The organism is Leifsonia sp. McL0618, assembly GCF_049994905.1.
Taxonomy (GTDB): domain Bacteria; phylum Actinomycetota; class Actinomycetes; order Actinomycetales; family Microbacteriaceae; genus Diaminobutyricibacter.
This window is the reverse complement of sequence record NZ_CP188258.1, coordinates 354,560-369,415: the sequence shown is the minus strand read 5'-3', so window position 1 is coordinate 369,415 and position 14,856 is coordinate 354,560. Positions and strand designations below refer to the sequence as shown.

Here is a 14,856-nt window from a genome sequence, read left to right as displayed (position 1 = left end):
AAGAAGGAAAGCGAATGATCACCAAGAGACACCTGTCCGCAGCAGCGGTCGCTGCCGCGGCTGCCCTGCTCTTCACGGGATGCTCCGGCGCCAGCGAAGCAGCCACCGGCACCAAGAGCAGCGAGCTCAAGGGACTCACGGGCGACATCGGCTCGAAGGACTTCTCCGAGCAGTACATCCTCGCCTACCTGACCACCGACCTGCTCAACGCTCATGGAGCGAACCTGCACGCGAACACCAAGCTGGTCGGCTCGGCGAACGTGCGCCAGGCCCTCACGAACAAGCAGTTCGTGGGCTACTGGGAGTACACCGGCACCGCCTGGATCACCTACCAGGGCAACACCAAGCCGATCACCGACCCGCAGCAGCAGTTCGACGCGGTGAAGGCGGCCGACGCGAAGAAGGACATCGCCTGGCTCGATCCGGCACCCCTCAACAACACCTACGCGTTCGCGATCAAGTCATCCGCGGCCAAGAAGCTGGGTGTCACCAGCCTGAGCGACGTTGCCAAGCTCCAGCAGAATGACCAGACGTTCTGCATCGAGAGCGAGTTCTCGACCCGCGACGACGGCTGGCCCGGACTCAAGAAGGCTTACGGCATCAACGTCCCGGACTCGAACGTGAAGCTCCTCGACACCGGCCTCATCTACACGGCGACGCAGAAGGGCCAGGACTGCAACTTCGGTGAGGTGTTCGCCACCGATGGTCGCATCCAGGCCCTCGACCTCACGGTGATGAAGGATGACCAGAAGTTCTTCCCCGTCTACCAGGGGGCATTCTCCATGCAGGCGCCGATCCTGAAGAAATACCCGGCCATCGCCAGCATCATCGCCAAGCTGTCGCCGCTGCTCACCACCGAGCAGATGCAGAAGCTGAACGCCGAGGTCGACGTCGACGGTCGGGAACCCGCGAAGGTCGCCGAGGACTTCCTGAAGAGCAAGGGTCTCATCTGATGCCCGAGGCCACCGCACTGCAGATCGGCGAGAGCTTCGTCGGCGAGGGCGTGAACGCCGCGCACATCAACACGGTGCTCGGCGATCGGAACGGCCCTGCGGGGACCGCGTGGGCGACAGCCCTCGCGTCGCCGAGTGCCGGGCACGTCCCCTTCGTCGCCGTGCTGCGGCCATCGCTCCCCGTAAAACCCCTGACGTTGTTCGTGACGAAGGCGGCGCCCACCGACGACGCACACGGCACGTTGATCTGGGGCCCGGCCCAGGCCGGGGTCGCGGCCGGTGTGGCGGATGCGGTGGCCGACGGCGTCATCCCCGAATCGTCGACGGATTCGGTCGTTCTCATCGCAGCCGTCTGGGTGAACCCGGGCGCTGACGACGCCGACGCCGTCTACCTCAACAACCGCGCGGCCACGGCTGCGGCGCTCAGCAACGGGGCGGCGGGCGAGCCGACGATCGACCGGGTCATCCAGGCTCGCCACCGGCCCGCGAACCCCTTCTACACGGCACCCGAATGAGCGAACAGAACGAACGCATACGAAAAGACATGGACATGACAACAGACACGAAACCGACGGTCGGATTCATCGGCCTCGGCAGCATGGGTGCGGGGATGACCCGCAATCTGCAGCGGGCGGGCTTTCCGCTGGTCGTCAACGACCTTCGGCCGGAGTCGGCCACCGAGCTGGTCGCGCGTGGCGCGCTCTGGGCCGACAGCGCTGCGCAGGTTGCGGCAGCGAGTGACCTCGTGATCACCATGCTTCCGACGCCACGACACGTCGCCGACGCTGTCTCGGGTCCCGGGGGCGTGCTCGAGGGCATGGCCGACGGCGGCACCTGGATCGACATGTCGACATCGGTTCCGGAGGTCGCCGACGCAGTTCGCGCCTCCACTGCGTCGCGCGGCATCCGCATCCTGGATGCGCCGGTCAGCGGCATGTCGGTCGGTGCGGCCAGCGGCATGCTCCAGATCTTCATCGGTGGCGAGTCCGACGATGTCGAAAGGCTGCGGCCGGTGTTCGAGGCGATGGGCGACCCGGAGCGGATTCTCCATGTCGGGCCGCATGGTGCCGGGTACGCCGTGAAGCTGATGATCAACCAGCTGTGGTTCTCGCACCTGGTCGCGACCGCCGAGGTCCTTGCCGTCGGGGTGAAGGCGGGGGTCGATCTCGGAGTTCTTCGGGATGCCCTGGTCGCCAGCCCTGCGAACAGCAACTTCGTGGAGCGCGACGTGCTCTCCATCCTCGAGAACGGCGACTACGACGAAGGGTTCGCCCTGGCTCTCGCCTGCAAAGACCTGGGCCTCTCGATCGACCTTGCACGGTCCGTCGGCGTCTCCGTCGAGTTGTCCGCGCTCGTCGAGCAGGTCTTCCGCCGAGCCCGCAACCTCCACGGCGACCGAGCCGGTGAAATGACGCCGTTCCGCCTGTACGAAGACATGCTCGGAACCCCGCTCCGCCTCGCCCGGGTCGAAGAGGTGGCAGCACGATGACGATGACCGCGCCGGACACGGAACGCGAACTCCTCTCCCGGGTGCCCACGGGACTCTACATCGACGGCGGGTGGCGGCAGTCCGCATCCGGCCGGTCCTTCGCTGTCGTCGATCCGTCGACCGGCGAAGCCCTGGCCCAGGTCGCCGACGCGACGCCAGAAGACGGCGAGGCCGCCCTGGATGCCGCTCATCGCGCGCAGAAAGGCTGGGCGAAGACACCGCCCCGGGTTCGCGCCGAGATCCTTCGCCGAGCGTTCGAGCTGGTGACGGCGCGCGTAGACGAGTTCGCGCTGACGATGACACTCGAGATGGGCAAACCGCTCGCGGAGTCCCGGGGCGAGGTCGCGTACGGCGCCGAGTTCCTCCGGTGGTTCTCCGAGGAGGCGCCTCGCATCGCCGGGCGTTACTCGACCGCCCCGGATGGCGCCAACCGGCTCCTTGTCGTCAAGCGCCCGGTCGGCCCGTGCCTCTTCATCACTCCCTGGAACTTCCCGCTCGCGATGGCCACACGCAAGATCGCACCCGCGATCGCGGCCGGCTGCACGATGGTCCTGAAGCCTGCCGCTCTCACGCCTCTCACCGCGCTGCTGCTGACGCAGGTCTTCGAGGAGGCGGGCCTGCCCGCTGGCGTGCTGAATGTCATCCCCACGACTCGCGCCGGCGCCGTGACCGGCCCGCTCATACGTGACCCTCGGCTTCGCAAGCTGTCGTTCACCGGCTCGACCGAGGTCGGCCGGCGTCTCATCGCCGACTCGGCCGAGCAGGTGCTCCGCGTGTCGATGGAACTCGGCGGAAATGCTCCGTTCATCGTGTTCGACGACGCGGACATCCCGGCCGCCGTCACCGGTGGAATCCTCGCCAAGATGCGCAACGGCGGTGAAGCGTGTGTCGCCGCGAACCGCTTCCTCGTGCACGAGTCGGTGGCCGAGGAGTTCACGACAGCCTTCGTCGAACGGATGGCCGCCTTCACTCCCGCACGCGGCACCGACCCCGAATCGACCGTTGGTCCGCTCGTCGACGAGGCGACCAGGAACAAGGTGTCGTCGCTCGTGGCCGAGGCGATCGAAGACGGTGCGACGGTCGCTGTCGGCGGACAGCCCGTCCCGGGCCCAGGCTACTTCTACCAGCCGACCGTTCTGACCGGTGTTCCTGCGAGCGCCCGGATCCTCAATGAGGAGATCTTCGGACCGGTGGCGCCGATCACCACGTTCCGCACCGAGGCCGAAGCGATCGAACTCGCCAACGCCACCCCCTTCGGTCTGGTCTGCTTCGCGTACACGGCCGACCTCAACCGGGCGCTGCGCCTGGCGGAGGAACTCGACACGGGGATGCTCGGCATCAATGCGGGTGTCGTCTCCAACCCTGCTGCACCGTTCGGCGGTGTCAAGCAGTCGGGGCTCGGGCGCGAAGGCGGATTCGAAGGAATCGACGAGTACCTTGAGACCCGATATGTCGGCATCGCCGACCCCTTCGCTTCGACCGAGGACGCCTGAGCATGGACATCACCGAATTCAGCACCGACTTCTTCTCCCTGAAAGGGAAGCGGGCGATCGTGACCGGCGGCAACTCGGGCCTCGGCCAGGCATTCGTGGTCGCTCTGGCCGCAGCCGGCGCCGACGTGTTCGTCCCGAGTCTCGCGGATGACGATGGAACCACCGCCCGGCTGGTCACAGAGCGAGGCGGTCGCTACGAGTTCCTCGCCGGCGACATCACGCAGCCGGGAATGGCCGCCAACGTGGCGCAGGAGTGCGTCGACCGGTTCGGCGGCATCGACATCCTGGTCAACTCGGCAGGTATCTGCCTGCTCGACGACGTCGTGGCGTTCGACCGAACCAAATGGGACCCGATGGTCTCCGTGAACCTCACGGCCGCCTTCGACCTCTCCCATGAGGTCGCAGCACGGATGATCCCCCAAAGGTCAGGCAAGATCGTCAACATCGCCTCACTGTTCTCCTTCCTCGGGGGCCGGATGTCCCCTGCGTACGCTGCGACGAAGGCAGGAATCGTCGGGCTCACCAAGGCATACGCAGACGAACTCGGTGGGCACGGCATCCAGGTCAACGCCCTCGCCCCCGGCTATTTCGCTACGGCGATCACCGCAACGACCAGAGCGGATGCCGACGCCAGCCGACGCATCCTCGAGCACATCCCCGCCGACCGCTGGGGGGACCCGGCCGACCTGATGGGCGCGCTGGTGTTCCTGTCGAGCCGCGCATCCGATTACGTCAACGGCCACACGCTCGTGGTCGACGGCGGCTATCTGGTGCGCTGAGCGCACAGAACGGACAGACCGACATGCACACATCACTCTCGCGAGGAACGACAATGGCAGAATCCCGATCCACTCTCAACCGCGACCAGATCGTTTCGGCCCTCGCCGGGATCGTCGGCCACGAGCAGCTCGACACCGACGAGCGGGCGCTGCGCGAAGCGAGCGTCGACCGCTTCAAGAAGTACTCCGCGGCCCATGGGATCTTCGACGGCCCGATCCCGGCGGTGATCGCCTACCCGCGCAGCACGCAGGAGGTGGCAGCCGTGCTGCGCTTCGCGAATGACAACCTCATCGCGGTCGTTCCGCGCACCGGTCGCACCGCGACCGAGGGTGGCCTCGAGACCGTGGTCGCCGACTCGATCGTTCTCGACGGCTCGCGGATGAACGCCATCCTCCACATCGACGCGGTCGACATGATGGCCACCGTCGAATGCGGCGTGCCCCTGCAGGTGCTCGAAGACGAACTTCGATCCCGGGGCCTCACCACGGGTCACTCGCCGCAGTCGAAGCCTCTTGCGCAGTACGGCGGGCTGACGGCGACGCGCTCGATCGGCCAGTTCTCGACGCTGTACGGCGGCATCGAGGACATGGTCGTCGGGCTTGAGGCCGTGTTCCCGAACGGCACGATCAGCCGCATCAAGAACGTGCCGCGGCGCGCCGCCGGCCCGGACATCCGCCACATCGTCATCGGCAACGAGGGAGCACTCTGCTTCATCACGGAAGTCACGATCAAGGTCTTCACGTACCAGCCCGAGAACAACCGCTTCTTCGGCTTCCTCCTCGACGACTTCGGGCAGGGCGTCGATGCCCTTCGCGAGGTGATCACCTCGGGTTACCGGCCGTCCATCTGCAGGGTCTACTCGCCAGAAGATGCCCGCCAGCATTTCGCGCACTTCGCAGACGGCAAGAATGTGGTCGTACTCATGGCGGAAGGGCCGGCGCCGATCGTGGAAGCGACCGCCGGTGCCATCGAGGAGGTCTTCGACTCGCTTCCGCATGACCGCGTCGACTCCTCGCTCATCGAACAGTGGTTCGACCACCTCAACTGGGACCAGCGTTCCATCGACGCCGAGAAGGCGGCGATGATCGCGGATGCGCACCTCGGCTACACCACAGAGGTCTCGATCGACTGGTCGCGGGTGAACGCCTTGTATGAGGCCGTCATGCACCGGGTGCGCACCGAATTCCGGCGAGCATCCGACCTGACGATGCTCGGCGCGCATTCGTCGCACAGCTATCAGACCGGAACGAACCTGTACTTCGTCTACGACTACGACATCAACTGCGAGCCGCGTGAGGAGATCACCGAATACCACGAACCGATCAATGCGATCATCGTGGAGGAGTCGCTCCGACTGGGAGGTTCGATGGTGCACCATCACGGCATCGGCAAATACCGAACGCCCTGGACTGAGATCGAGCACGGTTCCGCCTACGCGATCCTCGCAGGCCTGAAGGGCGCTTTCGACCCGAAGGGCATCATGAACCCGGGCACCATCTTCGCGCTGGAAGGTTAGCCTGTGGCGGCTTACGTCGTTGCGATCGACAACGGGTCGCAGAGCACCAAAGTGTCGATCATCGACGCGGGAGGGCGAACGCATGCGAGTGCCCGCGTTGCGCTGCGGCCGTACGCGAGTCCGCACCCCGGTCAGGTCGTGCATCCCGACGACGACGTGTGGGACTCGATAGCCCGTGCCTGCCGCGCCTTGTTCGAGGGATTCGACGGCGACCGGAGTGAGATCATCGCGGTCGGGCTGTGCACGATCCGGTTCTGTCGCGCGACCCTCGACGCCGACGGGCGCCTCGTGGAACCCATGCTGAGCTGGATGGATGCCCGGGTCGGCCAGCCGTACCTGCGAACCGATGATCGCGCGCGCTACGTCACCACCTCATCCGGTTACATCACTCACAGGCTCACGGGCGCGTTCACCGACACGGCGGCGAACTACCAGGGTGTCTGGCCGATCGATGCGAACACCTGGCGCTGGTCGACTGGCGCGGCCGCATATGCCGCCACCGGCATGCCTCGTGAGATGCTCTTCGACCTGGTGGACCCGGGCCGGCCACTCGGCACGGTGACCACCGCTGCCGCGGAGGCGACAGGGATCCCAGCGGGTGTCACAGTGTACGCGACCTCAAACGACAAAGCGGTGGAAGCGCTGGGCGCCGGGCTGCGGTCCGAGTCCGAGCTCGTCCTTTCGCTGGGGACCTACATCTCGTCGATGACGGTCGGAACACAGGCTGAGGCCGGCGATGCGTACTGGGTGAATTTCGGGTCGCGACCCGGACAGTACCTGTACGAGAGCGAGGGCATCCGGCGCGGGATGTGGACCGTGAGCTGGTTCCGCTCGCTGCTCGAGGCCTCGCCCGAAGCGCCGGTCGCCACACGTGTCGGCGACGACCTCGCTCGACTCGACGCGCTCAACGACGGCGCTGCTGCCGTTGCACCCGGTAGCAACGGGCTGATGACGATCCTCGACTGGCTTGCGCCCGCCGACGCCGGCCACCGACGTGGCGCGCTCCTCGGATTCGACGGCTCCCAGGGACGGTTTCACATCTACCGCTCGATTCTCGAAGGCATCGCCTTCACCATGGCAGACCATGCCGCCGCGATGGAGGTGTCACTCGGCCGCCGGTTCACGACGCTCGTCCTGTCCGGCGGCGGCGCCAGGTCCGACCTCATGGCCGCGATCGTCGCGGATGTCTTCGGCGTCGACGTCACACGTGCTGTCACCGATGATGCGGCAGGCATGGGCGCGGCGATCTGCGCCGCGGTCGGCAGCGGACTTCACCCATCGTGGGACGACGCGATAGCCGCGATGGTGCGCCACGCCCCTCTCACGCGGGTATCTCCGCAGGCTGCACGCGACTACGAGCGATTCCATCGGGCGCACACCGGCCTGCGCGCACGCCTCGACGACACCTTCGAGTGGATGGCCGCCGGCCTCGCCGAGACCGCACACGAGTGATCCGCCTGTCGCGGGTAGCGTGACACTATGAGTCCGTCAACGAAATCGGAGGCGTTTCTCGAGGTCGACGGCCACGAGGTGCGGATCTCGAACCCGGGCAAGATCGTGTTCCCCGAACCCGGTCTGACCAAGCTCGACCTTGCGAACTACTACATCGCTGTGGCCGACGGAGCGCTCCGCGGCGCCGGCGGCAGACCGATGGTCCTGAAACGCTTCGTCAAAGGGGTGACCCAGGAACCGTTCTTCCAGAAGCGGGTGCCAGACGGACATCCGCCGTACATCGACACGGCGACGCTGCACTACGCGAGTGGGACGTCGGCCGAGGAAGCGGTCCTGCGGGATGCTGCAGGCCTCGCGTGGGTGTCGAACCTCGGGTGCCTGGACCTCAACCCGCACGCCGTCCGCGCCGAAGACCTCGACCATCCGGACGAACTGAGGGTCGATCTCGATCCCATGCCGGGCGTCGACTGGTCGCAGATCGTCGATGTCGCCTTCGTCGCCCGGGAGGTCCTCGGGGATCACGGACTCATCAGCTGGCCCAAGACGAGCGGATCCCGCGGCCTCCACCTCCTCATCCGCATCGCACCACAGTGGGAGTTCGCCGACGTTCGGCTCGCCGCCGAGACGCTCGCCAGGGAGGTCGAGAACCGCGCGCCCGGGCTCGCCACCGCACGCTGGTGGAAGGAGGAGCGCGGGGAGAGCGTGTTCGTCGACTTCAACCAGAACGCGAAGGACAGGACCGTCGCATCCGCGTATTCGATCAGACCCCTGCCCGACGCCCGCGTGTCCACTCCGCTCGATTGGGATGAGGTGCGCGCACGCCGCCCCGAGGAGTTCACCGTTCCCACCGTGCTGCGCCGGTTCGCTGAACGAGGCGACCCGCACGCGCAGATCGACGACAGTGTCGGCTCGCTCGAAGGGCTTCTCGCGCTCGCCGAACGACTCGGACCGGCCGAGAAACCGCCCAAAGCCGCCGACGGTGCAGGCAGGCGTGTCTCGCAGATGCCGCTCATCGAGATCGCACGGACCAAGACGAAACCGGAGGCGCTCGCAGCGCTGGAGCAGTGGAAGGGCGAGCATCCGGATGCTGCGGCGCTGCTGCACCCCGCCGACGCACTCGTCGATGGGATGCGCGGCTCGAGTTCGCTCTGGTACCGCGTGCGCATCAACCTGCAGCATGTGCCGGAAGCCGACCGCCCCGCCCAAGGCGCACTGGTCGCCGACTACGATCCCTGGGCCGGGCGGGAGTAGCCGTTCACGACGTGAACGGAACCCACGTCACCCCCGGTCACGAGGGTATTCTGCCGATATGCAGCCCATCCTCCCCGATTCAGCCCGCGCATTTCTCGAGAAACCGAACCCGGCGGTCATGGCGACTCTTGCCAAGGATGGGCGCCCGATCAGCGCTGCCACCTGGTACCTGCTCGAGGCGGACGGGACCATCCTCGTCAACCTGGACGTCCGGCGCGTACGCCTTGCGCACATCCGCCGCGACCCGCGGTTCGCCCTCACCGTGCTCGATGGAACCGACTGGTACAGCCACATGAGCATGCAACTGGTCGTCACATCCATCACCGACGACGTCGACAAATCAGACATCGACGCGCTCTCGATGCATTACACCGGTCACGCGTATCCGAATCGGGAACGGGCGCGCGTGAGCGTCAGGGCAGAGATCCTGTGGCGGCATGGCTGGGGCTCGCTCGCACGGGCGTGACCTGCAGGTTCGGATGCGGTGGGCGGGTCATCGGATGGGGGCAGGCGCCTCCTGCTGAATCCATGGAGCTCGGTATGCCCCCGTCGTGTTCAGAAAGGCCGTGAAGTCCTCCCCGGCCCACTCCTCCGCAATGAGTCCGTCCTCCAGCCGGTAGAAGTCGATGGCATCCCAGCGCACCGATTGGCCCGTCCCTGGTATGCCGAGGAGGTCGCTCTGCAGGGTTCCGGTCACGACAAGCCGCACGACGACTTTGTCGCCCTGCACTGCGATGTCCTGCAGTTCCGCATGAAGATCCGGGATTGCGCCGACTACCGCACCCATGAGGCCGGCGACATTGTCGCGTCCGGCAACGGTTCCGACCGTGCCGCCGTGCCACGCCATCCCCTCGGTGAAGTAGCTGACGGCGTTCCCGGCGTTGTGGTTGTTCAGTACCTCGTCCATGAAATCGAGGACGATCTGTTCCTGGCCCATCTCAGTTTCCCTTCTTGTCTTCTGGTATCGGTGCGGTTCGTGTCGAACGGAGGGCGGTCGCCCAGGTCTCGAGCTGATCGAGCATGAGCGCCGCGAGCTTCACGTTGTGCTCGCCCGGGGCAAAGTTTCGCTGCGCATCGAAATCGACCCTTGCGAAGAAATTGAGTTGACGCGGAATGCCTGCCAGCTCCACCGCCGCAGCAATGCCGCGGAGATGCTCGATCGCGCGCGCTCCGCCGACTGAACCGTAGGAGACGAAGGCGGCAGCCTTGCCGTTCCACTCCCGGTAGAGGAAGTCGATCGCATTCTTCAGCGCAGCGGAGGTCGAGCGGTTGTATTCGGGCGTCACGAACACGAACCCATCGAACCGATCGATCTCCTGGGACCAACGGATGGTGTGCGGCTTCGTGTACTGCCCCACAGCCGCTTGCGCCGGCTCGTCGAGGAGCGGAAGGTCGTACTCCGCGATGTCGATCAGCTCATACTGCGCGCCCGGACGGCCCGCGGTCCTCGCCATCATCCAGTCGGCGATGGCGGCTCCGCGACGCCCTGGGCGCGTGCTGCCGAGCACGACACCGATCAGCAGATCCACAGTTTGCCACTCCTTTCGGCACGAATGCGGCAAGCGTAAAACTATTTGCTCGCGCGCGCAACTATACGTGTACGATCACAGGCGGGGAGGAATCCCGACGATAGAGTGGGGAAATGGTGGCGGTCAGGCCTTTCGACACGGTGGAGGATCACGCGTGGCGCGCCCTTGTGCACGTCGCCGATCTGCTCCCACGCCACCTCGAAAACGAGATGGAGGATGCCCGGCGCATCTCGGTCAAAGAGTTCGCGATCCTGCTTCACCTCTCGGAGTCGGCGAACTCCACTCTTCGCATGAGCGCGCTGGCTGCCAACATCGGCCTCTCCCCGAGCCGCACGACGCGCGTGGTCGAGACGTTGCGTCGCCGCGGCTGGGTCGTGAAGTCGGCGGACGCCACGGACGGCCGCGCGACGACTGTGGCTATCACGGACACAGGCCGCGAGCAGGTCGGCCCTGCGTATGAAGTGCAGGTCGAGGGCGCTCGGCGCATCTTGTTCGACAAGATCAGCCGGGAGGAGGCGGAGACGCTCGGGCGGATTCTGCGCCGGCTCTCGATCACTCTCTCGAGCGAAGACCGAGTGGACTGAAATGTACTGTGCCAAACGGCCGGATACTCCGTAGTCCGACTCCACGGGGCCTGGCGGCGCCTACCGCGACGACCCTACCGCGCGCGGGAGCCGGTCTTGAACACCGTCGACCAGTCGACCACACCGGACCGCACCGCAGCTCCGACCGAGCCGTTTCGTCGCCCGCCGACGGCCTAGGTCTTCGCCCGCTCCGATTCGGCCGACCAGGCGGCAAGCAGCGCCAACCCCTCGTCGATGGTGACCGTCGGCGACCATTCGAGGTCGGCGCGGATGCGACGCTGGTCGAACCAGTGTGCGGTCGAAAGCTGCTCGGCGAGAAACCGGGTCATCGGCGGTTCGTCGCGGCCCGGCCGAATGCGCCACGCAGCTTCCACGACACCGCCGGCCGTCCTGGCGAGCGACGCCGGCACTCGCCAGGACGGAGCCGGAGCTCCGCACGCGGCGCAGATGCCGGCGAGGAGTTCGGCCACCGGGCGCGGCTCGCCGTTCGTCACCACAAAGGAACGACCGTGGACCGCGTCGGCACGGTCGAGTGCGGCGACGAGGGCCGAGACCGCGTTGTCGACGTAGGTCGTGTCGATCAGCGCGGACCCGCTCCCGATGAGAGGAAGGCGCCGTCGTCTGGCGCGTTCGACGATACGGCCGACGAGTTGCACGTCGCCCGGCCCCCACACGAGGTGCGGTCTGACGACGACGACGGCGAAGTCCGGTGCGTCGGCGGCGAGTGCGAGACGTTCCCCTGCGGCTTTCGTCCGCGCATAATCCCCGCGCGCCCGACCAGGGTCGGCGGGGAGGGTGGGATCGCCCACGAGCGATGCGCCCGCGTGCGCAACGGACGGCGAGGAGACGTGTACGAAACGGCGCACACCCGCCGCCCGCGCTTCTCGGAGCACCGTGCGCGTGCCGCCGACGTTCACGCGATCGAAGTCGGCCGCGGCGCCGACCAGCGAGACCTTCGCCGCGAGGTGGACGATGGCGTCGACGCCCTCGACCGCCGCACGTACGGAGGCGGTATCGGTGACGTCTCCACGCACGTCGGCGACGCCAACGACACCCGACGGGCGGCGCTGGAGCGTGCGCACGTCGTCGCCTCGGGCGGCGAGGGCCGACGCGACGGCACGCCCGAGGAAGCCGCTCGCTCCCGTCACCAGCACCTTCACGGCCCACTGGTCCGTTCTCCGCGAAGCACGGCGTCGGCCCAGGTAGCGAGCGAGGTTCGGTCGATCTTGGAGTTGTGACGGATGTCAGTCGGCAGCGCCTTCACGGTCAACACGGCCGCAAGCGGGCGGGAGGATGCCGCTCGCACGGCAGCCGCAAGCGGTGCATCGGCGAGTCCCGAGCGCGCCGGGCCATCGAGTTCGACCACGGCCACGAGCGCCTGGGTACCACGGGGACCGACGCCGACGAGGGCGGATCGACGCACGCCGCTGACGGCCTCGATCTGCTGCTCGATACCGACGGGGGGCACAATTCCGTCGGCGGTGACCACGACGTGCTGGAGCCGTCCCTCGATCCACAAGCGACCCTGCGAGTCGAGGTGGCCGACATCGCCGGTGCTGTGCCGCCGGCCGCCCGGCACGCTGTGCGTCTTCGCGATGCGATCGACCGCCCAGAGCCGGTCGTAGCCATCGCGCAGGTGCAGCGCCTCGACGACGATTTCGCCGGTGACCCCGGGCGCGCTGGTGAGCTCCCCGGAGGGCCGGCCGTCCGCATCGAGCAGGTCGATGCGGACGGTAACGCCCGCGACGGGCATGCCGACGCACACACCGCCGGCATCGGCCTTGCTCTGCGTCGCGGCATCGTCCGCCGCAGCGCGGATGCCCTCGAGCGTGATGTCGGTCATCAGAAGCCCTTCGGTCATCCCGTAGGGCGTATGGGCGGCGGCGCCCGGCATGAGCGCGACGACGCGCTCGAGCAGTCGCGCTGAGACCGGCGCCCCGGCCGAGAGGACGGTGCGGATTCCCGCCAGAGCGTCGCGCTGCGTCGCGTCGAGGGCATCGGCCGTCGCAACGACGTTGGTGAGAGCGGCCGGCGAGAGGAACAGCACGGTCGCCTCGGCGGCTCCCGCCGCGTCGGCGACGGCACTCGCGGTCAGGGTGCGGGGAGATGTGACGTCGCCGACCGGAATCACCGACCGGGCCCCGAGCGCCGGCCCGAGCAGAGCGAACGGCGCGAATCCGGCGACGATTCCCGTCCCTGCGCCGAGGTCGTAGTGGCCGGCGAGGGCGTCGCGCAGAGCACTGAGCTGCGCATGCGTGTAGCGCACGCCCTTCGCGGGACCGGTCGAGCCCGAGGTGAACAGCACGGCTGCAAGATCCGATGGCGCCGGTGTCGCCAGCGGCGCGTGATCGGATGCGGCGATCCTCGCCCTGCCCAGGCGCAGCAGGTCGCCCAGTGAGTGCTCGACCCGCAGGGAGCGCGCCAAAGCGGGTGACAAGGTGGCCACGGAGATACGACGACCGGGCCAACCGAGCGCGCGGGCCGCAGCGAGCCCCGGGAGCGCACCCACGATGACGGCGGGGTGAGCGCCGCGGATCGCCCGGCCGAGGCCGCGTAGTCCGAGACCGGCGTCGGCGACGACGACGACCGCGCCGATGCGCACCGCCGCGTAGAGCACGGCCGTGAGGTCAGCCGACGGCGGGACGAGCAGGCTCACACGGTCGCCCGGCCGCACGCCCGCGGCGAGGAAGCCATGCGCCAGTTCGTCGACTCGACTGGCGAGCTGCGACCACGGGATGACGCGTGCCGTCCCGGGCGGTCCGGCGCCCATGTCGATCAGCGCCGGTGCGTCGCTGCCGGCGTTGCGCTCGATGGCAGCCCACAGTGGATCACTCGACCACTCCGCAGGGTCGTTAGGCGTGTCTGCTGGGGGTCGCACAAGCCTCTCGTCCAACCAGTCGAGCACGATCGGCGCGTACTCGACCTCTTCGGCGACGAGGTGACCGGCCCCCTCGAAGCGATGGACGTCGGCATGAGGCATCCGTTCGAGGAGATCACGCAGGTACACCTCGCCGAATACCGGATCCCGCGGCCCCCAAAGGATGAGTGCAGGAACGTCGAGAGCGGCGACACCCGCAGCAATGCGGTCGAGCTCGGGGAAGCTCGGATGCGACCGGTCGACAGGGATGTCGGCGACGAAGTCGCGAACGCCCCGCCGCCGCGCAGCTGACGCGTAGGGCGAACGGAATGCGTCGCGGACGTCACGATCGAGCCGCGGTCGCGCAAGCGACAGCGTCGTCTCGAGGAACGCCGGCGTTGCCGCTGTCGCGACGTCGAGCATGCCCGGCGCAAGGGCTGCGCGCAGGGGGGCGGGAATCGCCCGACCGTCCGGCTGATGCACCGCTGTGTTCAGCAGCACGACTGCGGAGAGGAGTTCCGGATGGTCGACGGCCCATCCGAGACTCACGGGCCCACCCCAGTCATGGCCCGCAGTGACGACCGGACCTTTCAGGCCGAGCGTGTCGGTGAGGGCACCGAGGTCGGCGACCCGGTCGGCAAGACGGCGGAGGCGGCCGGTGCGCTCGGAGAAGCCCATCTCGAGTTGGTCGACGGCGATCACCCGCCAGGCGGCACGGCCGGGGTCGGCCCGCGCAACAGCCGCTGCCTCGGCGACCAGGCTGCGCCACAGGTACGACCACGTGGGGTTGCCGTGCACGCACAGGAGGGTGCCGACAGGGGTGATACCCGCGGCGTCGAGCGCGGGCCCCGTGTCGAGCAGATGCCATTCGGCGCCGGCGGCAGTGACGATGCGCGAGAAGTCACCGTCGAGCCCGGGCAGGCCGCTCGGCGGGAAGGATGCTCCCATGTCC

General features: G+C 67.7%; 14 protein-coding genes. 10 read left to right on the top strand and 4 right to left on the bottom strand.

Annotated elements, in window-relative coordinates; translation table 11 throughout:
* Positions 1-14 precede the first annotated feature (14 nt).
* From ACPPVQ_RS01755 to ACPPVQ_RS01715, 9 genes are read left to right on the top strand one after another with little or no spacing between them, the layout of a single operon-like run.
* Positions 15-953 (top strand): glycine betaine ABC transporter substrate-binding protein, encoded by a 939-nt coding sequence (locus tag ACPPVQ_RS01755; protein ID WP_426518007.1) that lies wholly within the window; start codon positions 15-17, stop codon positions 951-953.
* Positions 953-1,468, top strand: a complete 516-nt coding sequence (fae, locus tag ACPPVQ_RS01750) for a formaldehyde-activating enzyme (protein ID WP_426518005.1) — start codon at positions 953-955, stop codon at positions 1,466-1,468. The genes ACPPVQ_RS01755 and fae overlap by 1 nt, the downstream gene beginning before the upstream one ends.
* Entirely contained in the window at positions 1,465-2,442 is a 978-nt protein-coding gene (locus ACPPVQ_RS01745) for an NAD(P)-dependent oxidoreductase (RefSeq protein WP_426518003.1), read from the top strand. Before fae ends, ACPPVQ_RS01745 begins: the two co-directional genes overlap by 4 nt.
* The gene (locus ACPPVQ_RS01740; protein WP_426518001.1) at positions 2,439-3,935 is read left to right on the top strand and encodes an NAD-dependent succinate-semialdehyde dehydrogenase; all 1,497 of its coding nucleotides are present in this window, start codon (positions 2,439-2,441) and stop codon (positions 3,933-3,935) included. Before ACPPVQ_RS01745 ends, ACPPVQ_RS01740 begins: the two co-directional genes overlap by 4 nt.
* A 2-nt stretch (positions 3,936-3,937) precedes the next feature.
* Entirely contained in the window at positions 3,938-4,714 is a 777-nt protein-coding gene (locus ACPPVQ_RS01735) for an SDR family oxidoreductase (protein WP_426517999.1), read from the top strand.
* A 53-nt stretch (positions 4,715-4,767) separates the two neighbouring features.
* Positions 4,768-6,231 carry an FAD-binding oxidoreductase gene (locus ACPPVQ_RS01730; RefSeq protein ID WP_426517997.1) on the top strand — a complete coding sequence of 488 codons (1,464 nt, stop codon included), beginning with the start codon at positions 4,768-4,770 and terminating at the stop codon, positions 6,229-6,231.
* 3 nt (positions 6,232-6,234) lie between these two features.
* Entirely contained in the window at positions 6,235-7,683 is a 1,449-nt protein-coding gene (locus ACPPVQ_RS01725; RefSeq protein WP_426517995.1) for an FGGY-family carbohydrate kinase, read from the top strand.
* 27 nt (positions 7,684-7,710) lie between these two features.
* On the top strand, positions 7,711-8,934 hold the full coding sequence (locus ACPPVQ_RS01720; protein WP_426517993.1) for a DNA polymerase domain-containing protein: 1,224 nt from the start codon (positions 7,711-7,713) through the stop codon (positions 8,932-8,934).
* Positions 8,935-8,992: 58 nt separating this feature from the next.
* On the top strand, positions 8,993-9,400 hold the full coding sequence (locus ACPPVQ_RS01715; protein WP_426517991.1) for a TIGR03618 family F420-dependent PPOX class oxidoreductase: 408 nt from the start codon (positions 8,993-8,995) through the stop codon (positions 9,398-9,400).
* A gap of 27 nt (positions 9,401-9,427) precedes the next feature.
* On the opposite strand, the gene ACPPVQ_RS01710 is transcribed toward ACPPVQ_RS01715, so the two are convergent.
* Together ACPPVQ_RS01710 and ACPPVQ_RS01705 are read right to left on the bottom strand one after the other, a co-directional pair.
* Positions 9,428-9,871, bottom strand: a complete 444-nt coding sequence (locus ACPPVQ_RS01710) for an ester cyclase (protein WP_426517989.1) — start codon at positions 9,869-9,871, stop codon at positions 9,428-9,430.
* Between the two features lies 1 nt (position 9,872).
* Positions 9,873-10,463: an NADPH-dependent FMN reductase gene (locus ACPPVQ_RS01705; RefSeq protein WP_426517987.1), complete on the bottom strand. Its 591-nt coding sequence runs from the start codon at positions 10,461-10,463 to the stop codon at positions 9,873-9,875.
* 113 nt (positions 10,464-10,576) lie between these two features.
* On the opposite strand from ACPPVQ_RS01705, the gene ACPPVQ_RS01700 reads away from it, so the two are divergent.
* Entirely contained in the window at positions 10,577-11,047 is a 471-nt protein-coding gene (locus ACPPVQ_RS01700) for a MarR family winged helix-turn-helix transcriptional regulator (protein WP_426517985.1), read from the top strand.
* 173 nt (positions 11,048-11,220) lie between these two features.
* Here the strand turns inward: ACPPVQ_RS01700 and ACPPVQ_RS01695 are convergent, their stop codons facing one another.
* Both ACPPVQ_RS01695 and ACPPVQ_RS01690 read right to left on the bottom strand, forming a co-directional pair.
* Entirely contained in the window at positions 11,221-12,207 is a 987-nt protein-coding gene (locus ACPPVQ_RS01695) for an NAD-dependent epimerase/dehydratase family protein (RefSeq protein ID WP_426517983.1), read from the bottom strand.
* The gene (locus tag ACPPVQ_RS01690) at positions 12,204-14,852 is read right to left on the bottom strand and encodes an alpha/beta fold hydrolase (protein WP_426517981.1); all 2,649 of its coding nucleotides are present in this window, start codon (positions 14,850-14,852) and stop codon (positions 12,204-12,206) included. Before ACPPVQ_RS01690 ends, ACPPVQ_RS01695 begins: the two co-directional genes overlap by 4 nt.
* Positions 14,853-14,856 lie beyond the last annotated feature (4 nt).